Origin of the sequence: Bradyrhizobium erythrophlei, from assembly GCF_900142985.1 — a bacterium.
GTDB lineage: Bacteria > Pseudomonadota > Alphaproteobacteria > Rhizobiales > Xanthobacteraceae > Bradyrhizobium > Bradyrhizobium erythrophlei_B.
Genome location: NZ_LT670849.1, coordinates 5,641,948 through 5,664,748, shown reverse-complemented (window position 1 = coordinate 5,664,748; position 22,801 = coordinate 5,641,948). Strand labels below are relative to the sequence as shown.

Annotated in this window: 17 protein-coding genes, 1 tRNA gene and 1 pseudogene; 10 read left to right on the top strand and 9 right to left on the bottom strand. The window is 62.1% G+C overall.

Annotation, left to right across the window (positions count from 1 at the left end; translation table 11 throughout):
* The first annotated feature begins 38 nt into the window (after window positions 1–38).
* A complete protein-coding gene (locus BUA38_RS38285) occupies window positions 39–437 on the top strand; it encodes a tyrosine-type recombinase/integrase (protein ID WP_244553059.1) in 399 nt (132 codons plus the stop codon).
* A gap of 90 nt (window positions 438–527) precedes the next feature.
* Window positions 528–614 (top strand) — tRNA-Leu (locus tag BUA38_RS26965).
* A 42-nt stretch (window positions 615–656) separates the two neighbouring features.
* On the opposite strand, the gene BUA38_RS26960 is transcribed toward BUA38_RS26965, so the two are convergent.
* Window positions 657–875 (bottom strand): hypothetical protein, encoded by a 219-nt coding sequence (locus BUA38_RS26960; RefSeq protein ID WP_072822732.1) that lies wholly within the window; start codon window positions 873–875, stop codon window positions 657–659.
* A gap of 449 nt (window positions 876–1,324) precedes the next feature.
* Here BUA38_RS26960 and BUA38_RS26955 point away from each other — a divergent pair, with 449 nt between their 5' ends.
* A complete protein-coding gene (locus BUA38_RS26955) occupies window positions 1,325–2,647 on the top strand; it encodes a (Fe-S)-binding protein (protein ID WP_072822730.1) in 1,323 nt (440 codons plus the stop codon).
* Between the two features lie 30 nt (window positions 2,648–2,677).
* On the opposite strand, the gene BUA38_RS26950 is transcribed toward BUA38_RS26955, so the two are convergent.
* Window positions 2,678–4,102: a UbiD family decarboxylase gene (locus tag BUA38_RS26950; protein ID WP_072822729.1), complete on the bottom strand. Its 1,425-nt coding sequence runs from the start codon at window positions 4,100–4,102 to the stop codon at window positions 2,678–2,680.
* Window positions 4,103–4,231: 129 nt separating this feature from the next.
* Here BUA38_RS26950 and BUA38_RS26945 point away from each other — a divergent pair, with 129 nt between their 5' ends.
* Complete coding sequence (locus BUA38_RS26945) at window positions 4,232–5,488, top strand: MFS transporter (RefSeq protein ID WP_172806097.1); 1,257 nt, start codon at window positions 4,232–4,234, stop codon at window positions 5,486–5,488.
* A 10-nt stretch (window positions 5,489–5,498) separates the two neighbouring features.
* Here BUA38_RS26945 and BUA38_RS26940 read toward each other — a convergent pair whose 3' ends face one another.
* The 4 genes from BUA38_RS26940 to BUA38_RS26925 form a co-directional block, all read right to left on the bottom strand.
* Entirely contained in the window at window positions 5,499–6,836 is a 1,338-nt protein-coding gene (locus tag BUA38_RS26940; protein ID WP_244553058.1) for a cytochrome-c peroxidase, read from the bottom strand.
* On the bottom strand, window positions 6,833–8,500 hold the full coding sequence (locus BUA38_RS26935; RefSeq protein ID WP_425304987.1) for a phospholipase C: 1,668 nt from the start codon (window positions 8,498–8,500) through the stop codon (window positions 6,833–6,835). Before BUA38_RS26935 ends, BUA38_RS26940 begins: the two co-directional genes overlap by 4 nt.
* A 324-nt stretch (window positions 8,501–8,824) precedes the next feature.
* Window positions 8,825–10,564 (bottom strand): phospholipase C, encoded by a 1,740-nt coding sequence (locus BUA38_RS26930; protein ID WP_083587784.1) that lies wholly within the window; start codon window positions 10,562–10,564, stop codon window positions 8,825–8,827.
* Between the two features lie 213 nt (window positions 10,565–10,777).
* Window positions 10,778–12,616 carry a phospholipase C gene (locus tag BUA38_RS26925; RefSeq protein ID WP_083587783.1) on the bottom strand — a complete coding sequence of 613 codons (1,839 nt, stop codon included), beginning with the start codon at window positions 12,614–12,616 and terminating at the stop codon, window positions 10,778–10,780.
* A 622-nt stretch (window positions 12,617–13,238) separates the two neighbouring features.
* Here BUA38_RS26925 and BUA38_RS26915 point away from each other — a divergent pair.
* The 5 genes from BUA38_RS26915 to BUA38_RS26895 all read left to right on the top strand — a co-directional run bounded on the left by BUA38_RS26915 (window position 13,239) and on the right by BUA38_RS26895 (window position 19,362).
* On the top strand, window positions 13,239–14,369 hold the full coding sequence (locus tag BUA38_RS26915; protein WP_072822723.1) for a M20/M25/M40 family metallo-hydrolase: 1,131 nt from the start codon (window positions 13,239–13,241) through the stop codon (window positions 14,367–14,369).
* Window positions 14,370–14,381: 12 nt separating this feature from the next.
* Window positions 14,382–15,101: a DNA-3-methyladenine glycosylase I gene (locus BUA38_RS26910; protein ID WP_072822721.1), complete on the top strand. Its 720-nt coding sequence runs from the start codon at window positions 14,382–14,384 to the stop codon at window positions 15,099–15,101.
* Window positions 15,102–15,214: 113 nt separating this feature from the next.
* Entirely contained in the window at window positions 15,215–16,750 is a 1,536-nt protein-coding gene (locus BUA38_RS26905) for a M81 family metallopeptidase (RefSeq protein WP_072822719.1), read from the top strand.
* A gap of 4 nt (window positions 16,751–16,754) precedes the next feature.
* Window positions 16,755–17,921 carry a M20 aminoacylase family protein gene (locus tag BUA38_RS26900; RefSeq protein ID WP_072822717.1) on the top strand — a complete coding sequence of 389 codons (1,167 nt, stop codon included), beginning with the start codon at window positions 16,755–16,757 and terminating at the stop codon, window positions 17,919–17,921.
* Window positions 17,922–17,940: 19 nt separating this feature from the next.
* The gene (locus BUA38_RS26895; RefSeq protein ID WP_072822715.1) at window positions 17,941–19,362 is read left to right on the top strand and encodes an amidase; all 1,422 of its coding nucleotides are present in this window, start codon (window positions 17,941–17,943) and stop codon (window positions 19,360–19,362) included.
* A gap of 1 nt (window position 19,363) precedes the next feature.
* On the opposite strand, the gene BUA38_RS26890 is transcribed toward BUA38_RS26895, so the two are convergent.
* Both BUA38_RS26890 and BUA38_RS26885 read right to left on the bottom strand, forming a co-directional pair.
* The gene (locus BUA38_RS26890) at window positions 19,364–19,972 is read right to left on the bottom strand and encodes a 2-hydroxychromene-2-carboxylate isomerase (protein WP_072822713.1); all 609 of its coding nucleotides are present in this window, start codon (window positions 19,970–19,972) and stop codon (window positions 19,364–19,366) included.
* A 191-nt stretch (window positions 19,973–20,163) separates the two neighbouring features.
* On the bottom strand, window positions 20,164–20,868 hold the full coding sequence (locus tag BUA38_RS26885) for a glutathione S-transferase N-terminal domain-containing protein (protein WP_072822711.1): 705 nt from the start codon (window positions 20,866–20,868) through the stop codon (window positions 20,164–20,166).
* A gap of 144 nt (window positions 20,869–21,012) precedes the next feature.
* On the opposite strand from BUA38_RS26885, the pseudogene BUA38_RS26880 reads away from it, so the two are divergent.
* A pseudogene (locus BUA38_RS26880) lies at window positions 21,013–22,034 on the top strand (methionine synthase).
* 124 nt (window positions 22,035–22,158) lie between these two features.
* Here the strand turns inward: BUA38_RS26880 and BUA38_RS26875 are convergent.
* Window positions 22,159–22,779 (bottom strand): hypothetical protein, encoded by a 621-nt coding sequence (locus BUA38_RS26875; RefSeq protein ID WP_072822710.1) that lies wholly within the window; start codon window positions 22,777–22,779, stop codon window positions 22,159–22,161.
* Between the last annotated feature and the right edge of the window lie 22 nt (window positions 22,780–22,801).

The following is a 22,801-nucleotide window of genomic DNA, read 5'->3' as shown; positions in this document are numbered from 1 at the left end:
ACAAGCAGTTCCTCGATCATCCGCTGACCGGGAAAGCCGTGCAGTACACGCGGCGCAAAAACGGCAAAGCCACTCTTCTGCCGGTTTTGCCAGAACTTCAGGTTTTCCTCGCCGCCCGCGATATCCGCCGCGCCGACGGCCTGATCGCCATCCGGGACGACGGCTCGCCCTGGGAGACGGAGAAGGACATGCAGACCCGTGTGTCGCATTGGCTCCGCGAGCGCGAGCGTGACGGCAAGATCGGTGCTGGAACCACCCTGCACGGTCTCCGCGTCTCCTATGCCGCTTGGTGGAAGCGCAACGGTGCCAGCGACGAGGAAGTTGCCCGGCTTATCGGCGACAAGTCCATTGCAATGGGCACGCACTACACCCGCCACGTTGAAGATGAAGTCTCGATCGCGCGGGCGTTCAACCGGCTGGGAAAGGACGGAGCGTGAACAAGTTAGTCAGCGAAAATGGAAACACCGAGGGAAACCTTGGAAACAATTTGCTTGCTCTGCGGCAAAAAGCTAAGGGATTTCAACAATGCGGACGTGGCGGAATTGGTAGACGCAAGGGACTTAAAATCCCTCGATGGCAACGTCGTGCGGGTTCGAGTCCCGCCGCCCGCACCAGTTTTTCCTAGCTAAGAGCTCGTCAGGAAAAACGAATAGCCACTAGCACGCGTAAGTCGAGCGGCGCCCGCAAAACCAGTCGCACTGCCGCCCCGCCCGCCGGTTGCAATCGGCCAGGCACTTGGTCATGAAGGCGGCCTTGCAGGCTTCGCCATCGCTCTTCTGCGCGAAGGCCGGCGAGGGGCCGATAGCCGCGGAGCTCGCCAGCAGTGCGAAGGCAACGACTTTCGAAATTCGCGATCTGATAATCACGCCGCTCATTCCTCATTCCTCCATCGCAAATAACGTCCCGTCATGAGGCTGACCGGAAGCGACAGCGCCAACCAGATTGCAAGGACGACGACCCATCTCATCAAAACACCCGAATACTGGAACTGAGCGCCGCATGTTGATGATGCGAACATCTTGCGGCTTCGCTGCTTCGACTGCTTGATGTCACGGCGCGAGGCGCCCTCGCGTCACCCGATTGGAGGACGGGCCCCTCACAATTCAGTCACGTCTTCTTTAGATGGGCCGGTTTTTCCGTGATGTGCGGGAACCGCGACACAACCGTTCCGTGTGCCGACCGCACAGTGTTTTTGAATTGTCAGGGCTGCGTCCGCTGCCGTCGAACGGCTTGAATTTGGGTTGCGCGCCCGCCCGCCTCCGCTAGGCTTGCCGTCAAGCGGACTCAAACGACGGGCCGGGCGAACCGGCGGGAAGCAAGCCCCATGTCCACCAATCTCTCCTTTGAAGCTGCGATCGAGATGCGCGTCGACGAGATGGTCGATGCCTGCACCCGCTGCGGCAAATGCGTCGAGGCCTGCCCGAGCGTGAAGCCCGCCGGCATCGCCGATGCCGCGCCTCAAGACGTCATCAGCGGCATCCTCGACATTCTCAGCGATGGCGAGGGAACCGAAGCGTCGCGAAAATGGGCGCAGGCCTGCACGCTCTCGGGCGAATGCATCAGGGCGTGCGACGAGGGCGTCAATCCGCGCTTTCTGCTCGCAATGACGCGCGTCGCGATGGCGAAAGCCAACCACGATCTGCCAACGCGGCGACGCCAGGGTCTGGAGAAATACCGTGACCTCGGGCGTGATGTTTCGATGCTCTCGCAGCTTCAGCTGAACGACGAGGTGCTGGAGCGCCTCGGCCAGAAAACGGCCGCGGCCATCGTACCGAGCGAGCCGCCGGACTTCGTGTTCTATACCGGCTGCAACGTGCTCAAGACACCGCACATCGCGCTGCTCGCGCTCGACATCATGGATACGCTCGGCGTTCGCTATCAGGTGATGGGCGGACCGAGCCATTGCTGCGGCGTGGTGCAGATGCGCCCCGGCGATCTCGAAATGTCCGGGCGCATGGGAACGAACAGCATCGAGAAGCTGTCGCAATCGAAATCAGGCCAGGTGATTTCGTGGTGCCCGAGTTGCTACGTGCAATATACCGAGACCACCCTGCCCGCACTCGAACGCCAGCGCGGCGCGCGCCCGTTCGAGATGACGCCGTTCATGCGCTTCCTCAGCGAGCGGCTCGACCGGCTTGCGCCTCATCTCAATCAGGCTGTGCCGATGTGCGTTGCATTACACCGCCATCCCGGCGTCGCCGGCATCATGGAGGCGGCGGAAAAGATCCTCATCGCCGTTCCCGGCATCACGCTTGTCGACCTGAAACAGCCGGCGCTTGGCTTGCAAGGCGTCAATCTCAGCGTGCTGCCCGAGTTCAAGCGCGAGCTGACGCGGAACGAATTTCAGGCGGCGCGCGAGGCCGGCATCGACGCACTCGTCACCGTCTATCATTCCGAACATCGCGAGCTCTGCGCGCATGAGCGCGACGTGCCGTTCCGCATCGTCAACCTGCTCGAACTGGTCGGGATGAGCATGGGGTTGAAACGCCACGACCGCTACAAGGAACTGAAGCTGATGCAGGACGCCGACCAGATCGTCGCCGATTGCGCCGATCTGCTCGCGGCCCACGCGATCGATGCCGCCAAGGCGCGCGAGGTCGTCGTCAAGGGCATGCTCGCCGATCAGCCGCTGCCATTGCGTGGATAGTCGCGCGCGAAGATTCCGCCTCGATGGCGCTCAGGCTATCGCCTCACCCCAGGCGGCCTTGATGGCCGTCACCTCGGCTTGCGACAACGCGCTGGTCCGCGGATAGGTGGCGAGGTGCTCAAAAGGTTTGCAGGCGTCAATGATCATCTTCGAATGCGACGTTCGGCCGGCCTGGCGGGCTTCCGGCGAAAGGCGCGGATCGAGCGCCGAGCTCCATGCGTCTCTGATAATGTCGACGTTCTCGGACGGTTCGGAGCGCGTCGTGACCGCCCACATCACGTCGGCAAGATTGGAGGGATCGACATCGTCGTCGACCACCACGATCAGGCGGCCCATATAGCTGTTTGCCGCAGCGATCAGCGCCGCGCGCTTGGCATGGCCAGCGTAGCGCTGCCGCACCGCCACCACCGTCATCAACTGCGCAACGTGTTGCCACACGCCGACGACATCCGTCACGCCCGAGGCCTCCATGTTGGACCACATCGATGCCGCCCGAAACGGAAGGCCGAAATGAAATCGCGGGGGCTTCATCGGCGGCGAACCCAAGAGGATCGGGTCGGTCCGATGGTGAATGCCGGTGACCTCCATCACCGGCGCCGGCTTCGTGTCGGCCGCGTAGTAGCCGGTGAATTCGCCAAAAGGCCCCTCCGGCAGGCGGGTGTCGGGGAACGGCAGGAGATTGCCTTCCAGAATGATCTCCGCGCGAGCAGGCACGGGAAGACCGGTTTGCGGCGCATCGACCACGTCGATGGGCGCGCCGCGGATCGCGCCGGCAAAATCGTACTCCGAAGAGCCTTCCGGCAGATATTCAAAACCGGCGACGAACAATGCGGGGTCCTGGCCGCAAACAATCGCGACCGGACAAGGTTTGCCCTGCTCCCAGTATTTCTTCGAAATCATCGACCCATGACGACCGGCATGGTCGAACTGGATGGTCACGCGGTTTTTCGAGTGAACCTGGACCCGGTAGATCGAGGCGTTGACCCATCCGCTGTCGGGGTCGCGCGTCACCACCAATGCGCCCGATCCGATATAGGGGCCTCCGTCCTCCCGGTGCCAATGCGGCGCCGGCAGACGGCCCAAATCAACCGCCTCGCCCGTGAATGAATTTTCCAGGACGGGAGCCGAGCCTGCCTTGCGGGGCGGCAGCGGCTTCATGTCCGATCTCCGCGTCTTCCATATTTTGAGAATTTCGATCGCCGGCAGATGAGGATCGATGCCGAGCGCAAGCGCGGCACGTTGGACGCTTGTCGTGGCGTTGGTGAAAATGCGAAATCCGGGTTCGAAGCCGGCTATCCGATCGAACAACAACGCCGGACAGTGCGGCGCGCCGGCGGCGACTTCGGTGATCCCTCCGATTTCATGCAACACGCCCGCGCCGTCGATGCGGCGCAGTGCCCCCATCCCGTCGACCATCGAAATGAATTCTCGAAGATCATTATAGGCGACGTGCATCGCGAGATACCCCCATGGCGCGCCGGATCGACACGATTACCCCGGTCGACATCTCTCAAAAAGTTGTATTACAATCTGACATTTAGCGTCAAGCAGATGGCGCTTGGGATTCTTTGCAGGGGATTTCCGATGGCGGATTCGAGTTTGACGACCGGCGCGCCAGCTGTGTCGGAAACCGGCCAGATCGCGCGAACTGGTGTCTATCGCTGGATGGTGGTGATCATCCTGCTCGTCGCCGTCGCCACCGCTTTCTTTGACCGCATCAACATCGCGGTCCTCTTCACCAACGCCGATTTCAAGCAATCGATCGGCGTCGGGGACAATCCGACGATGCTCGGTCTGCTGATGACCGGCTTTGTCTTCGCTTACGGGTTTTCGGCGCTGATTCTGAGCGTCACATCAGACCTCTTTGGACCGAGGCGCACGCTGTCGGCGATTGCGCTGATCCTGGGCGTTGTGATGGCCATTATGGGCGGGTCAACGTCCTACGCCATGATGTTGGCTGGCCGGATCATGATCGGCCTGACCGAAGGTCCGCAATTCGGTTCGGCGAATGTCGCCGTCAAGCAGTGGTTTCCAGCCGAGGAACGCGGGCGGGCGACGGCGGTCTGGAGCATCGGCGCGCCGATCGGGTCGATGGTCGGCTTTCCGCTGATCATCATGCTGGTCGCGGCATACGGCTGGCGGGGCTCTTTTTATGTGCTGGCAGGTCTCAATATTCTCGTCGTGCTGCCGATCGTGTGGTTCCTGGTGCGCGACAAGGAAAAGCCCGACCCGAAGTCGATCGCGACCGACGATCTTCCAATTCGCGAGGCGATCCGAATCCTCGTTCGCAACAAGCTGTTTTGGCTCCTTGCGCTCTATGATTGCGGCGCCATGATTTTTCTCTGGGGCCTGAACAGCTGGCTTCCCGCCTATCTCCAGACCGCACGTCATTTCGATATCAAACAATCCAGTTTTTTCTCCTCGCTACCTTTTCTGCTGATGATCGGCGGATATTTTCTCGGTGGCTGGCTTGGGGACAAATGGCGCATCAAGGCATGGCTTTGCATGCTGGGCCTGGCCGCAACCGGTCTTCTGGTTTATGCCGCGAGCATCGTCGAAAACCCGGTTGTCTCCGCCGTGCTGGTGGCCCTCAGTGCCGGCGCCTGGGGCACCACCGTGCCAACGCTGTTTGCGATGGGAACCGAGGTGATCCCGCCGAAAGTCACGGCCATGGGATTTGGCATCTACGCCGGTCTTGCCAACATCGTCGGCGCCATCTCCCCGGTGCTGATGGGATACGCGATCGGACGTTCCGGAGATTATGCAGCGGGACTGCTCGTGATTACGCTCGCCTGCGTCATTCTATCTTTCAGCATGATTCCGCTGCTGCGGCGGCATTGAGCGGCGCGCCTCACGGCGCCGGCTTGTAACCGTCGTTCAGCGTTTGCAGGAACGCGATGATGTCGGCCTCGTCCTGTGCCGTCATTGCCGGCGTTCCGCCGAGCTTGCGGTCGAACGGCGGATCGGCGACGTCGACATTGGCGTGAAATTGCGCGGGGATATCGTTGTACTTCTGCACCTTGCCGTCGGCACTGAGCGGATAAACCTTCTCCGGATTGGTGTCGCGGAAGTTATAGAAGTCCATCACCTCTTGCAGCGTGTGGAACACGCCGTTGTGGAAGAACACCTTGCGCACCGCGGTATTGCGCAACGTCGGCGTCTTGAACATGCCGCAGAACTGGGTCTGGTCGGCAATATCCTTGCGCACAGGCCCGCAAACCCCGAGATCGAAGAAGTTGGCGTCCTTTGTGTCGGACAGCGCAAGATTGCGCGGCGCGGCGAGCGCCTCATACTGCGTGTCGGTAAAGGCCGGCGGATAGCCGTCGCGGCTTGGCTGCGAGGTGTGGCAGCCGGCGCAGTTGGCCTTTTCCGGATCGTTGAACAGCTTGAGGCCGCGCAATTCGGCCTCGGTCAGCCGGGCCTTGCCTTCCAGCCAGTAGTCGTACTTGCTGTCGTAGGGATGAAAGCTCGGCTCCTCGAACTGATAGCGGCCAACCGCAAAGGTCGCCTCGGCGACCAGTAGCTTGGTGTCCTTGAAGATGCGTTCGCCGAACAACGCCGCAAACTTCTTCGCGTACGGCGCGTTACGCAGTTTTTCGGCGATGATCTCGACGCTGCCGCCGTCCATTTCCCGCGGATCGAGCATGGGGCCGTTGGCCTGGATCTGAAGTGTATCGGCGCGGCCGTCCCAGAACAGGCCGCCCTGCGGCACGATGTTGGCGGTTTGCGCGGTGCTGGTCGCGTTCTTCTGGGCGCGGTCGGCGGTCTTGCCGGCTTCGGCGAGCTGCGCCAGATCGACGTTTTCGTTCATCGGATCGTCGGGACCGATGCTGAATTCAGGCTGCTTCTCGAGATAGGTCAGCGACGGCACCGCGCGCATGCCTTGCAGCTTCAGGTCCGGACCACCCAGCATCACGGGAGCGTCGGTCGGCGGACCATAGGCATGGTCCGGGCTGTGACAGGACGCGCAAGCGAGCTTGCCCGACGACGACAGGTTGGTGTCGAAAAAGATGTCGCGGCCCAGACGCGCCATCGCGGAAAGCGGCTGGGCCTGGCGGCGGATGAGGCGAACCGGATTTGGATTTTCGCCGGGCTGCGTTTGTGGCTCGGCAGCGAAGACGGCGCCGGCCAGAAGGCCGACGCCGAGGGACCACACAATGGTGCGATGGTGCATTTTCAATCGGCTCACCTGGTCTTGCTGTCCACCGTGCCGAAAGTCGGGTCGAGGATCAGCTTGCGGGTCGGCTTCTGGGTGAAGTCGAACATGTCCATGATCGAACCGGTGGTGGCGTCGAAAGAGCCACTGCCGAGACGCTCACCTTTCAGCCAGTTGTCCTCGATGAATTGCGGGATCGAGGCCTGCGTGATGAAGGTGTGGCTGACATAGTTCTTCTTGGCGTAGGGCGAGATCACCATGAACGGCTGGCGCATGCCCGGGCCGCAACGTCCCGCCACCGGCAGTCCGAGCAGACCGTTGGGTTCAGGCGTGACGCCGGGGGTGCCGCAGTTGCCGGCGCCGTTCAATGCATCGGCAATCGAGAATGAACCCTGCGTCGTCGGCGCGATGAAGGCGTGGTCGTACCAGCCGTCGGAGTCGTCATAGGCCAGGATCACGGCGGTGGAGTCCCAGTCCGGCTGCTCCTGAAGGAAGTTGATCAGATTGACCAGGCCCGCCTGGGCATCGAGCGGATTGGAGTTGCCGGGGTGATCGTCCTGGAACGATTGCATCTTGACGAGCGAAACCGCCGGGTAGTTGCCGGAGCCCACGGCGGTAAAGAAGTCCTCGAGGTCGTAGGCATGGTTGGCGGGATCGACCTTCTTGGTGCCCGGCACGTTGGTGTAGCCGATCGCCTTGGTCGACGTCGGACGCGCATGCGTGGGATTGGACGTCGATGCGAAGTACTGGAACCAGATGTGATGCGGCACATAATCGCCGTGCGAACCGCCCGTGACGGACGAAATGCTGCTGCGCTTGCAGCCGGTAGAGCCGTTGTCGTTGATGGTTTGCAGGTTGAAGCCACCGACGAACGATCCCCAGGGGATATTGGCGGCGTTGAGGAGATCGCCGATGTTCTTAGCTGTCATCCGGGTCGCGATCAACGTGCTCGAACAGGTGTCGCCGGCCGGATCGATATCGCCTATCAACGTCAGGCCGCTCTGGCCATCAAAGGTCGCGGCTCCGGCCAATGCCAGCAGGTTGCCCAGCGCGGGCTCCGTAGTCGGTACGGGACCACCCGCGCCGGGCAATCCGGCGGGAACGACCGGAGGAAGGACCGGGAACGTCGCGCCGTTGGTTTGCCCTGAGAACATTTCGAGCGCGCCGGGGGTCGACGGACCGAAAGTATCGCTCCAGGAGTTGTCGCTCATGGCGAAATTCTGCGCGTAGTTCCAGAGCGCCGTGACGGTGTTGCCGTCAAAGAAACCCATCACCTGGCCTTTGGTGCCGAAGGCGCCGGCACCGCCCGAGGTTGCCGCACCGGTGCGGAGCGGGAAAAGGTCTAGTTTGCCGCCGTCGAAGGCCTGCTGCTCGGCCGTATAGCCATGGTTCTGGTCAGCGGTGTTGGCCTGCGTGCGATCGAGGCGGAACGGGTTGACGGCGCCGGTGCCGTTGGCCGGGTTCAGGTTGGGATTGTTGTCGAGCAGCGCCGGGCTGGTCAGAAGATTGTTGATATCGCGAGGCGTGTTCTTGGCGGGCTCGAAGAGCGGCTCCCCTTCCGGGTTGATGGCATTCGGATAGGTACCGAAATAGTGATCAAACGAGCGGTTCTCGTTGAAGACGACCACGAGGTGCTTGATCGGGGTCTTGGTCCTGAGGGAATCCGCTGATGTCGCGGAGGTCTTGTTGTTGACCACGTCGTCGATCAGGCTGACCACCGGCGCGAGCTGGCTCGCGAGGCTGTTGCCGGCAACAGAGCCGGTTGACGTGACGGTGGCGGCGGCGGCGATCAGGGCAGCCGTCGATAGCAGGGCGGAGTTGAGCTTCAGCCTTTTCACTTTTTTTCCCTCGTGCCTCTCAAAACGATTTTGAGCCGTGCGGCAGAGACAGATAGGGAACGTCGGTGACAGCTATGTGTAGGTTTGACTGCAAAAGCGCTCGGTCGAACGCAGGACGACGCCGGCCAAAAAGGCCGGCGCCGCCAAACCGCACGATTGTGCGATTGACTGGAAGAGCTTAGCTCAGTTCTTGCTCGTGACCTTGGTGATCACAGTGCCTTCCATCGGATCGAGGATCAACTTTGTGGATTTCTTCTGCGAGAAGTCGAACATGTCGTTGATCGAACCGGTCGTGGCATCGAACGAGCCTTTGCCGAGACGCTTGCCGTTCAGCCAGTTGTCCTCGATGAATTGCGGGATCGAGGCCTGCGTGATCAACACGTGGCTGACATAGTTCTTCTTGGCGTAGGGCGAAATCACCAGGAACGGCTGGCGGGTGCCCGGACCGCAGCGGCCATCCACCGCCTGGCCGTTGACGCCGAGCGGCTTCGGCGTGACGCCCGGGGTACCGCAGTTACCAGAGCCGTCCAGCTGATCGACGTCGATCGGGGTCGTCGAAGTCCTGACGCTCGTCGTAGCCGCAGAGAACGAGCCATGGATCGGCGCGACGAACGCGTGGTCGTACCAGCCGTCGGAGTCGTCATAGGCGATGATGACCGCGGTGGAATCCCAATCTTCCTGCTCTTGAAGGAAGTTGATCAGGTTGACAACACCGGTCTGTTCATCGAGCGGATTGGAGTAACCGCCGTGACCGTCCTGGTAGGCCGGCAGTTTGATGAAGGATACCGCCGGGTAATTGCCGGAGCCGACCGCCTGGGTGAAGTCTTCCAGGTCATACGCATGATTGGCCGGGCCGTCATGTCCGATCTCCTTGAGAGACGCGGGACGGGCATGGGTCGGGTTGGCGGTCGACGCATAGTACTGGAACCAGGCGTGATGCGGGATGTAGTCGGCGGTGTTGCCGCTGAGGCCGGTCGTGGTGCGCCCGCAGCCCGAGGTGCCGTTGTTGTTCATGAGTTGCAGGTTGAAACCGCCCATGAAAGAGCCCCACGGAATTTTGGCCGCGTTGAGCAGATCGCCGATGTTCGGAGCGTTGATGGAGACCTGCGACGTCTTGCTCGAGCAGGTGTCACCAGTGGGATCGGTATCGTTGATCAGCGTCAAGCCGCCCTGGCCGTCTGGAATGGTGCTGGCAGTCAAGCCCGCCGGGACCACAGCGCCGTTGGTATTGCCACCAAACATGTTGAGCGCGCCGGGCGTCGACGGACCATAGTCGTCGGACCAGGAGTTGTCGCTCATCGCGTAGTTCTGGGCGTAGTTCCAGTAGGCGGTGACGGTGTTGCCATCGAAATAGCCCATCACGAGCGCCGCAGTGCCGAAGGCGCCAGCGCCGCCCTTGGTGCCGGTACCCACGTTCAGCGGGAACAGGTCCATCTTGCCGGCGTCATAGGCTTGCTGCTCGGGCGTGTACGCATGGCCCTGGTCGCCGCTGACAGCCTGCGAGCGATCCAGACGGAACGGGTTCGACTGGTTCGGGCTGTTGAGCACGTTCGTGAAGTTCGGGTTGTTGAACAGCAGCGCCTCGGTATCGATGTTATTGATGTCGCGCGGCGTGTTCTTGGCCGGCTCGAAAATCGGCTCACCTTCGACGTTCATGGCATTCGGATAAGTGCCGAAATAATGATCGAATGAAATGTTCTCGTTGAAAATGACCACGAGATGCTTGATCGGGGTCTTGGTCTTCAGCGAATTCGGATCGACTCCCGACGACTTCTTTGAGTTGTTCTCGACCGAATTGATCAGGTCCTGGACCGGCGCGAGCTGGTCGGCAAGTTTGTCACCGGCAACCGAACCGGTGGACGTGAAAGCAGCGGCGACTGCAATCAGCGCAGCCGACGACAGCAGAGCGGATTTCAGTTTCATATATTCTTTCTCCCCATTGCCTCTCAAAACAAATTTTGAGCCGTGCGGGGGAGACCGATAGAAAAGCTCAATGACATGTATGTGTAGGTTTCACGTCAAAACGCCTACGGCCCCGGCCGACTGACATGTCGACCAGGGTCTTTGAAGGTGGCGCCGGCGGTGAGGCCGGCGCCTATGACCGCACGATTGTGCGATTGAGTCTAATAACTTAGCTCAGTTGTTGACCTTCGATTTGCTGTCGACGGTGCCTGAGGTCGGATCGAGGATCAGCTTCACCGATTTTTTCTGTGTGAAGTCGAACATGTCCATGATCGAACCGGTCGTGGCGTCGAACGAGCCACCACCGAGACGCTCACCGTTGAGCCAGTTGTCCTCGATGAACTGGGTCACCGAAGCCTGCGTGATCTGCGTGTGGCTGACGTGGTTCTTCTGGGCGAAAGGCGAGATCACCAGGAAGGGGATACGGAAGCCGGGACCGCAACGTCCGGCGACCTGCTGGCCGCTGAGGCCGGTCGGCTCAGCGGTGCCGGGGACGCCGCAGTTGCCGGTGCCGTTCGCCGCATCGGCCGCCGAGAACGACGCACTCTTGATGGCCGGAGCAACGTGGTCGTACTGACCGTCCGAGTCATCGTAGGTGAAAATGACAGCGGTCGATTCCCAGTCCGGCTGCTCTTGCAGGAAATTGATCAGATTGACCAATCCCGCCTGTTCATCGAGCGCATTGGAGTTGCCAGGGTGACCGTCCTGGAACGCCGACTGCTTGATGAAGGATACGGCCGGGAAATTGCCCGAGCCGACGGCCGCAAAGAAGTCTTCGAGGTCGTAGGCGTGGTTGGCCGGGTCGACCTTGTTGGTACCCGGGACCACGGTGTGGCCGATCGCCTTGGGCGAGGTCGGACGGAGGTGGTTCGGGTTGGCCGTCGACTGGAAGTACTGGAACCAGATGTGGTGCTGAACGTAGTCAGAAACCGTCCTGCCAGTAACGGAGCTGATGTTGCTGCGACCGCCGGTCTGGCCGGGATTACCGAACTTGCAGCCTGTGCTGCCGTTTGCGTTGATGGTTTGCAGGTTGAAACCACCGACGAACGAACCCCACGGAATGTTAGCGGCGTTGAGCAGATCGCCAACGTTCTTGCTGGTCATCCCCACGGTCAGGTTGGTGGCGGGTCCAGAGCAGACGTCGAAGGTCGGATCGATGTCCTGGATCAACGTCAGGCTGCCATCGGGGCTCGGGACCGCATCGCCTTCAGCCAAAATGGCGGTGGTGAAAGCCGCCGACCCCACGGGAGGAACGGCCGTGCCATCAAAGAATTTCGCACCGGCCGGGGCCGTGAAAACCGCGCCATTGGTCTGGCCGGCCCACATGTTGAGCAAACCGGGGGTCGACGGACCGTAGGTGTCGGTATAGGCGTTGTCGCTCATCGCGAAGTTCTGGGCGTAGTTCCAGAGAGCCGTGACGGTGTTGCCGTCGAAATAGCCCATCACCTGGCCGGTGGTGCCGAACGCGCCAGCGCCGCCAGCGGACCCCTTGCCCACGTCGAGCGGGAAGAGATCGTTCTTGCCGCCGTCAAACGCCAGTTGCTCTTTGGTGTAGTTGTGGCTCTGGTCGGCCGAGTCCGCCTGTGTGCGATCAAGCCGGAACGGATTGACAGCGCCCGCGCCGTTGGTGGCGTTCAGGTTCGGATTGCTGTCGAGCAGCGCCGGGCTCGACAGCAGGTTGTTAGTGTCGCGCGGCGTATTCCTGGCGGGCTCGAAAACGGGCTCACCTTCCGGGTTGATCGCGTTCGGATACGTGCCGAAATAATGATCGAATGAACGGTTTTCGTCGAAGACGATGACCAGATGCTTGATCGGCGTCTTGGTCTTCAGTGAGTTCGGATTGGTGCCCCCCGCCTTCTTGGCGTTGGAGGTGACGTCGTTGACCAGGTTTTCAACAGCAGAGAGTTCGTTCGCGAGATTGCCGGCGATCGAACCTGACGTCGCAAAGGTAGCGGCGACGGCAATTGCCGCGGCGGAAGACAACAGAGCGGACTTTAGCTTCAGATTTTTCATCTTTTCCCCAGAGCTTCAGAAGGAGTAGTGGAAGCGCGGGGACAGATAGGCAGCATCAATGACGGGCATATGTAAGATTCACGTCAAACCTTTCCGGTTCGCGTGTTCTCACATACCCGTCGCGTGCCGAACAAAAGCTTCGGCGCAACACATTCCTCATCGCGTTGTCTGCTAAACCGCGAGAGGGAAAGTTATTTTTGCTGTGAAAGCGTTTGCAGTCACCCTCAAGCAGCAATCAGTTCATACGGATTCAAACTCCGAAAATTTTTTTGTTGGCATCGACGCGATGTTTGCACCGCTTTCCATGTTGGCAACCTATGTTGTCAACACTGTCGACGAACATAAAACATGCGTCTGCGAAGAATGCGTGACAGTCGCGCGCACGGTGCGAATTTTCGTTTGAGGCTTCGACCGTAAGTTCGGCTTGCTTCGATCTGGGGCCGCACATCATCGCTGCGGCAGTGATCTCTTCGTCCTGCGTCCGCCAAAAGCCGGGTGGCGCGGGCCCTGTGGCAGCTTGACTTTACAAAGCCGTCATCGAACCTTCGCGCAGACGGCCCCGCCACAAAGCCGGGCCACGCCTTTATCTGTCGAACCATCCCTTTGAAGACGGGAGCCTTCGATGAATCCCACCAACCTTCCCTTCGATTCGGAAGCGATGCTTGCCGGCCTGCGGACCTGGGTCGAATGCGAAAGCCCGACCTGGGACGCGGCCGCCGTCGAGCGCATGCTCGATCTCGCGGCGCGCGAAATGGCGATCATGGGCGCGTCGATAGAGCGGGGCGCCGGACGGCAGGGATTTGGCGGCTGCGTGCGGGCGAAATTCCCGCATCCGAAGCAAGGTGAGCCCGGCATCCTGATCGCCGGCCATCTCGACACGGTCCATCCGATCGGCACGATCGACCAGCTGAAATGGCGGCGCGAGGGCAATAAATGCTACGGGCCGGGCATCTTCGACATGAAGGGCGGCAATTACCTGACGCTGGAAGCAATAAGGCAACTGGCGCGCGCAGGCATCGCGACACAGCTCCCAGTCACGGTGCTGTTCACGCCGGACGAGGAAGTCGGCACCCCCTCGACGCGCGAACTCATCGAGGCCGAAGCGAAGCGTAATAAATATGTGCTGGTGCCCGAGCCCGGCCGGCCGAACAATGGCGTCGTCACCGGGCGTTATGCCATTGCGCGGTTCAACCTGGAAGCCACGGGACGCCCGAGCCACGCCGGCGCAACACTCGCCTCCGGCCGTTCGGCCATTCGCGAAATGGCGCGGCAGATCCTGATCATCGACGGCATGACGAGCGAGGATTGCACTTTTTCCGTCGGTATCGTGCGCGGCGGCCAGTGGGTCAATTGCGTCGCCACCACCTGTACCGGCGAAGCGCTGAGCATGGCCAAGCGCCAGGCCGATCTCGACCGTGGCGTCGAGCGCATGCTGGCGCTCTCCGGCACCTCCAACGACGTGACGTTCAAGGTGACACGCGGTGTGACCCGCCCGGTATGGGAGGCGGATGCCGGCACGCTTGCGCTTTACGAAAAGGCGCGCGGCGTTGCGGCTTCGATGGGGCTCGAGCTTCCGCACGTCAGCGCCGGCGGCGGCTCCGACGGCAATTTCACCGGCGCGATGGGAATTCCGACGCTCGACGGATTGGGCGTCCGCGGCGCCGATGCGCACACGCTCAACGAGCACATTGAAGTCGACAGCCTCGCCGAACGCGGCCGCCTGATGGCGGGCCTTTTGGCCACCTTGACATAAGGAGCCAGTCCGATGGCGAAGGCGGCGACCAAGACTGGCCTCATCCCGTTCAAAGCCATTCGCGCGCAGGCGGAAAAGCGCAAGGGCGGCGCGGCGGCGCTTGAAAAACTGTTGCCGGCAAAGCCCAACATGAAGGCGTTGGCCAAAATGGCCGATGACCGGCTTCTGGCGGAGATGACCCAGCGGGTGTTTTCGGCGGGCTTTGCCTGGAGTGTGATCGATAATAAATGGCCGGACTTCGAGAAGGCGTTCCTTGGCTTCAAGCCCGCCAAGCTGGTGTTTCAGCCGGACGATTTCTGGGACGCGCTGTTGTCCGATGCACGTATCGTCCGTAACGGCGCCAAGATCACATCGGTGCGCGAGAACGCCGCCTTTGTGCAGGAGATTGCCAAAGACCACGGCGGCTTCGGCCAGTTCCTCGCGAACTGGCCCTCCTCCGACCAGGTCGGCCTGCTCGATCTGCTGGCCAAACGCGGCAGCCGCCTCGGCGGCAACACAGGCCAGATGTTCTTGCGCTTTGTCGGCTGGGACGGCTTTGTAACCTCCCAGGACGTGGTGGCCTGCCTGCGCGACGCCGGACTCGATATCGCCCAGGAAGTAAAGTCCAAGGGCGATCTCGCCAGGGTGCAGGTGCAGTTCAATGCCTGGGCGGCAGAAACCGGCCTGCCTTATGTACACCTGTCGCGGATTTGCGCCATGTCGATCGGCGAGAACCGGACCGAACAATATTAGAGAGTGGTGATGGGCTGGCCTGGCACGCCTGCATGATAGGCGTGCTCCCTTCGCCTTGCGGCTGTCGACGGCTTGGGTCTAACGTCACGATCGACCCTGGCCGAGACCATTATATGCCTCGTATCGCCGTCGGCGGCTTTCTGCACGAGACCAACACCTTCGCGCCGACGAAGGCGGCCTACGCTGACTTCGTCCATGGCGGAGGCTGGCCCGCGATGACAACGGGGGCCGACGTCCTCAAGGTCATGCGCAACATCAATGTGGGCCTGGCCGGCTTTATCGGCGATGCGCAAAATCACGGTTGGGAATTGGTGCCGACGATCTTCGCCGCTGCGAGCCCCTGCGCCCATGTGACGAAAGACGCCTATGAGCGGATCGCCAGGGTCATCGTCGATGGCATCGCCAGCGCCGGCCCGTTCGACGCGGTGTATCTCGACCTGCACGGCGCGATGGTGAGCGAACATTTCGACGACGGCGAAGGCGAAATCCTGCGCCGTGTCCGCGAAGTGATCGGCGACCAGCTGCCGCTGGTCGTGAGCCTCGATCTGCACGCCAATGTCACGCCCCAGATGGTGCACCATGCCGACGCGCTGATCGCCTATCGCACGTACCCGCATGTCGACATGGCCGATACCGGCCGCGCCGCCGCGCGCCATCTCGCGTTGCTGTTGCGCGAGAAGGCGCGCTTCGAAAAGGCATTCCGGCAATTGCCGTTTCTGATTCCGATCAGCTGGCAATGCACCACGGACTTTCCGACCAAAGGGATCTACGAAAAGCTCGCCGCGATGGAGAGCGCTACTGTTCCGACACTGTCCTTCTGCCCAGGGTTTCCCGCCGCCGATTTCGCCGGTTGCGGACCGAGCGTGTTCGCTTACGGCAAGACAAAGACGGACGCGCAAGCCGCGGTCGATCGGTTGGCGGCCATCATCGAAAGCCACGAGCGCGATTTCGACGGCCGTATCTATACGCCTGACGAAGGCGTGGAGCTCGCGATGCAACTTTCGAAGACGGCGCGAAAGCCCGTCATCATCGCCGACACCCAGGACAATCCCGGCGCCGGCGGCGATTCCGACACAACCGGCATGTTGCGGGCGCTGGTCCGCAACAAGGCCACGCGCGCGGCAATCGGCGCAATCTATGACCCCGCCTCCGCCAAGGCCGCGCATCAGGCGGGCGTCGGTGCTCCGGTCAAACTGTCGCTCGGCGGCAAGTCCGGTATTCGCGGCGATGCGCCGTTCGAAGAAACGTTTACCGTCGAAACCCTGTCGAACGGAAAATTCGTGGCGCCCGGTCCTTACTTCGGTGGCCGCGACATGGACATGGGGCCGTCGGCTTGCCTGCGCATCGACGGCATTCGTGTCGTCGTGAGTTCGCACAAAGCCCAGCTGGCGGATCAGTCGATGTTTCGCTATGTCGGGATCGAACCGACCGAACAGGCGATCCTTGTGAACAAGAGCTCCGTGCACTTCCGCGCCGACTTCGAGCCGATCGCCGAAAAACTCTTGATCTGCGCTGCGCCCGGCGCCATGCCGGCGGACCCCGCCTCCCTGCCCTGGACGAACTTGCGTCCAGGCGTCCGCCTCAAACCAAACGGCCCGGCATTCGTAGCGCCGCTTTCTTCAAAAGCTCACTTCACCGCCATCGGATAACCCAATGCCCACGATCGACCGCATCGATGCCTTCGCCGACGAACTCACCGCCATCAGGCGAGACCTGCACGCCCATCCCGAAATCGGCTTTGAGGAAGTCCGCACCTCCGGCATCGTTGCCGAGAAACTCGCCCAGTGGGGGGTCGAGGTTCATCGCGGGCTTGGCGGCACCGGCGTCGTCGGCGTGCTCAGGGGCAAAGGCAGCGGCACCAGACGCATCGGCCTGCGTGCCGACATGGATGCACTGCCGATGGAGGAGAACACCAATCTGAAATGGCGCTCGACCATTCCCGGCCGTTTCCACGGCTGCGGCCATGATGGCCACACCACGATCCTGCTCGGCACCGCGCGCTATCTCGCCGAGACCCGCAATTTCGATGGCACCGTGCACTTTATCTTCCAGCCCGCCGAGGAAGGTCTCGGCGGCGCCCGCGCCATGATCAAGGACGGCCTGTTCGAGAAATTCCCGTGCGACGAAATTTACGGCCTGCACAACGCGCCGGATCTCAATCACGGCGAGCTTGCGGTGCTGCCGGGGCCTGCGATGGCCGGGGCGGATTTCTTCGACATCACCATCAACGGCTATGGCGCGCATGGCGCGATGCCCGAGCGCTCGAAAGACCCGGTCGTGATTGCGATGACGCTTGGGCAGGCGTTGCAGACCATCGTCAGCCGCAACGTCTCGCCGAACGAACCGGCTGTGCTCTCGATCACGCAAATTCACGCGGGCTCCGCCTATAATGTGATCCCCGGCGAAGCCAAACTTGCCGGCACCGTGCGCGCTTTTTCGGACGACGTGCGCGCGTTGATCCGCGAGCGGATGCGCAGCGTCTGCGCGGGCGTGGCGGCGGCGTTCGCCGTCGAGATATCGGTCGATATCCGCGATATTTTCAGCGTGCTGGTCAACCAGGAAGAGCACTGCAAGGTGGTGGCGGACGTCGCCCGCACCGTGGTCGAACCGTCAAAGGTCATCACGCGCTCGAAGCCGAAGATGGGCAGCGAGGATTTCGCCGACATGCTGCACGCCGTCCCCGGCGCCTATTTCTGGCTCGGCCATGACGGCTCGGTGCCGGTGCATAATCCAGGCTACACGCTCGACGACAAGATCTTGCCGATCGGCGCCAGCGTTTTTTCGCGCATCGTCGAAACCCGCCTGCCCGCCACCAGTTAACGTTTAAAAAGGAGCGGCCATGAGCGAGGAAGAGACTTCCGACGCCGTTACGGCCCTGCACGATCTCAGCGCCGTCGACATGATCGCAGGCTTTCGTGCACAGCAATTTACGCCGAGCGAAGTGCTCGAGGAGGTACTGGCGCATATCGCGCGCTGGGAGCCCCACATCAAGGCGCTCTATGCCTTCGATCCCGACGGCGCGCGCGACGCCGCCAAAGCCTCGACCGAGCGCTGGCAAAGCGGCGAATCAAGCAAGCCGCTCGACGGCGTTCCCGTCACCATCAAGGACAATATCGCCACCAAAGGCGTAGCCGTGCCGCTCGGCACGACAACGACCAGGCTTGTCGCGGCCGAAGCCGACGCGCCGCCGGCAGCTCGCTTGCGCGAAGCCGGCGCGATCATCTTCTCCAAGACCACGATGCCGGATTTCGGCATGCTGTCGTCCGGCTTGTCCTCCTTTCATCCCCTTACCCGCAATCCCTGGGATCTCCGTCAGAACCCCGGCGGCTCGAGCGCAGGCGCTGCTGCTGCCGGTGCTGCCGGTTACGGCCCGTTGCATCTTGGAACCGACATCGGCGGCTCGGTGCGGCTGCCGGCCTGCTGGTGCGGCCTCGTCGCACTGAAGCCGAGCCTCGGGCGCGTCCCGATCGATCCGCCCTATGTCGGCCGCGTCGCCGGTCCGATGACGCGCACGGTCGACGACGCCGCGCTGATGATGAGCGTGCTGGCGAAGCCTGACCGCCGCGACGGCATGAGCCTGCCGCCCAACGACATCCACTGGAAGACGCTCGACAAGCCCGCACGCAAGTTGCGCATCGGTCTGCTGCTCGATCCCGGCGTCGGCCAGGCGCTGGAGAAAGACGTGCGCGACGTCGCGGTCAAGGCGGCGAAAGCCTTCGAAGGCGCAGGCGCCGTGGTCCACGAGGTCAAGGGTTTCATGACCCGCGAAATGCTCGATGGCCTCGACAATTTCTGGCGCGCGCGGCTGTGGGACGATCTTTCAAAGCTCCCAGCGGCAGAACGCGGCAAGACGCTGCCCTATATTCTGAACTGGGCGGAAGCTGGCGCAAAACTATCCGGCGTCGACGTCATCCGGGGATTCAACACGACGATGGCGATGCGCGCCGCCGCCGCACCCCTGTTCGCCGATATCGACTATCTGATCTCGCCGGTGTCGCCGGTCGTGAAATTCGCCGCCGAACTGGCCTCGCCCCTGAACGATCCGGCCCGGCCGTTCGAGCACATCGCCTACACGGTGCCCTGGAACATGGCGGAGAATCCCGCGATCTCCATCAACGGCGGCTATGATGCGGAAGGCTTTCCGATCGGCGTGCAGATTATCGGCCGCCGCTTCGACGACCTCGGCGTGCTTGCGATGGCGAAGGCGTTCGAGACGCTGCGCGGGGCGCAACGTCCCTGGCCCTGCCCGCCGAAATCATAAGCTACGCCGCGGTCGCTTTTCGCCGCGCCAGCGCCTCGCGGATCAACGGCAGGCGGTCATTGCCGAAATACATGTCGGTCTTGTCGAGGAAGATCGTCGGCGAGCCGAAACCGCCGCGCGCCATCACCTCGTCGGTATTGGCCTTGAGCTGATCCTTGATCGCCTGCTCGCCGATGCCGGCAAAGAACGCTTTCGCGTCGATGCCGCAGCGCTGACAGACTTCCGCCAGCACGTCGTCCTTTGAGATGTCCTTGTCCTCGCCCCAATAGACCTGGAACGCGGTGCGCGCGAACGGCAGCATGTCCTTGTCCAGCCATAGACAACCGCGCATCGCCTTGACGCTGTTTACCGGAAACACCGTCGGCCGCATCGTGATCTTAAGGCCTGCGACACGTGCCCAGTCCGCCACATCCTTCTTCTCGTAAGCGAGCTTCGCCGGCACGGGATTTTCGCGTTTGGCGTAGACGCTCGGATTGATGGTGTTGAAGATGCCGCCCACCAGGATCGGCCGCCACGAGATTTCCTCGTCGAATTCCCGCGCCAGCGGCTGGATGTTGTGAAAGGCGAGATAGGTCCAGGGGCTCGAACAATCGAAGAAGAATTCGATCATGGTGTTTTTCCTTATATTTTGATCTCCTGTCCCGCGCGCGGTGCGGCGCCCAAGCGCTGCGCCGCAGATGCGGGACCCATACTATCTCAGATCATTGATCCTGGGTCCCGGTTCAGCACCGCGTCGCCATAGCGCGTCCAAGACGCGCGTAAACGCGCTTACGGCGCCGCTAGTCACGCCCGGGACACGCTTCACGTCTTCCCCGTCATCTCCTTGGCGCGCTGGCCGAACATGTTCCTGCGCGCTTCCTCGTCGAACGGCTCCTTGACGAATTTGCCGATAGCCAATCCCGCCTGCACCTGCGGCCGCGCGCGAATGTCAGCGTACCAGCGCTTGACGTTTGGATAATCGTCGAGCGTGAAGCCTTGCGCCTTGTGGGTCATGGTCCAGGGAAAACAGGCGATGTCGGCGATCGTGTAGTCGTGGCCGGCGACATAGGCGCCGGTCTTGCCCAACTGCACGTCGAGCACGTGATACAGCCGCGCCGCCTCGTCGCGGTAGCGCTCGATCGCGTACGGAATCTTTTCCGGCGCATAGAGCGCGAAATGCCCATGCTGGCCGAGCATCGGCCCGAGCCCGCTCGTCTGCCACATCACCCATTGGATCACGACCGAGCGCGCACGCAATTCCGTCGGCAGGAAGCGGCCGAATTTATCGGCGAGATAGATCAGGATCGCGCCGGTCTCGAACACCGAAAACGGTCCGCCGCCATCGGCCGGCTTGAGATCGACGATCGCAGGGATTCGGTTGTTCGGGCTGATCGCCAGAAACTCCGGCTTGAACTGATCGCCAGCGCGAATGTTGACCGGCTTGACCGTGTAGGGAATGCCGAGCTCTTCCAGCATGATCGAGATTTTCCAGCCGTTCGGCGTCGGCGCGTAATAGAGATCGATCATGCGAAATTCCGTATGATGGCGTCACAGCGCGATCCTACCCCCTGCTTTGGTCGCATGCCATATCCGGATTACCCATGTACCTCGGCATCAGGACATGGCATTGAGAGGCCCAACAAACCCTAAACGTTAGAGGATACGCCCAACATGCTGTTTCCGACCACGATTGCCGGCTCCCTGCCCAAGCCCGAATGGCTGGCCGAGCCGAACAAGCTGTGGGCGCCGTGGCGGTCGCAGGGCGACGAGCTTGCCCGCGCCAAGCGCGATGCGACGGTGCTTGCGATAAAACTTCAGGAAGACGCCGGCATCGACATCGTCACCGAAGGCGAGCAGGCACGTCAGCATTTCGTGCACGGTTTTCTGGAAAAGGTCGACGGCATCGACTTCGCCCACAAGGTCGAGATGGGAATCCGAAAAGATCGCTACAAGGCGATGGTGCCGCAGGTCGTCGCGCCGCTCAAGCTCAAGGGCCGCGTCCACGCCGATGAGGCCCGCGTCGCCCGCACCCACACCGCACACAAGGTGAAGTTCACCCTGCCCGGCCCGATGACCATCATCGACACTATCGCCGACAAATATTACGGCGACCGCGTCAAGATGGCGTTCGCCTTTGCCGAATTGCTCAACGAGGAAGCCAAGGCCTTGCAGGCCGACGGCATCGATCTCATCCAGTTCGACGAACCCGCCTTCAACGTCTACATGGACGAGGTCAACGACTGGGGCATCAAAGCGCTGGTGCGCGCCGCCGAAGGTCTGACCTGCGCCACCGCCGTCCACATCTGCTACGGCTATGGCATCAAGGCCAACACCGACTGGAAGGACACGCTCGGCAAGGAGTGGCGGCAGTACGAGGATATTTTCCCCGTCATCGCCAAGAGCCCGATCCAGCAGGTCGCGATCGAATGCCGCAATTCGAAGGTGCCGCTCGAGCTGCTTGCGTTGCTGAAGGGCAAGAGGTTCAGGCCGGCGTGATCGACGTTGCGAGCGACACGGTCGAGACCGCTGGGGACGTCGTCGCCACCATCGAGGCTGTCTCGAAGCATGTCGCCAAGAGCGACATCATCCCGACCACCAATTGCGGCATGGCGCCGATGCGACGCGACATCGCCGAAGCCAAGCTGATGGCGCTCGGCGCCGGCGCGAAGCTGGCGCGCGAGAGGCTGGGGTGAGCTCTCCTGTCCCGCGCGCGGTGCGATACGGAGTATTGCGCTGCAGATGCCGGACCTATTGCGTCCAGGGGTCCCGGTTCTGCACCGCGTCGTTGCACGCCGCGGTGCGCCCGGGACACGGCCGCTAACCGATAGCCCCCGCACTCCCATGCAGCACCGGCCGGTAACCGGCCGTAAACGCGCGCACGATCGAAGGCGGCGTCAGGAGCTTTGCATCACCGATGCGGCCCTTCACCGCGCGATAGCCGGACGGCGACCAAGCTAGCGGCTTTCCCCCGGCGATCAGAAAACTCTCTTCACCCGCCTGCACCATCGTGCCGTCGGGCAGTTTGCCGATCGCCTTCGGCAACGGGTGCAGCTTCCTGGCTGAAGCGAAACGCTCGCGATGCAAGACGGCATCCATCTCGGGCGCGAGCACCTCGCCGGTCCGATTGCCTTTCTCCCAGGCGGCGCGGAAACTGACGGCGTCGTCCCGCCGGCAATAGAAACAAGGCCGGTGCCCCGCCGCGAAGGCCGTGGCCTCATCGAGAAAGAACAGCTCGGTCCAGCTTCGGCGTTCCATCACCTTGCGCCGCCGGCCACGAAATTCCAGCACGCAGGTGAGCCAGGCGTCGGTCGACCAGCGCTTCCTGAGCAGCGTTTTGGTTTCAGGGTTATGGATGATGCCGCGATTGCCCGTGAACATCCCGCGCGCCGGGTGAGCGACGATCTCGCCGGTCGGCAGCACGCGGTTTTGCAGGGGCATGGACGTACCCAACTACGCTGCC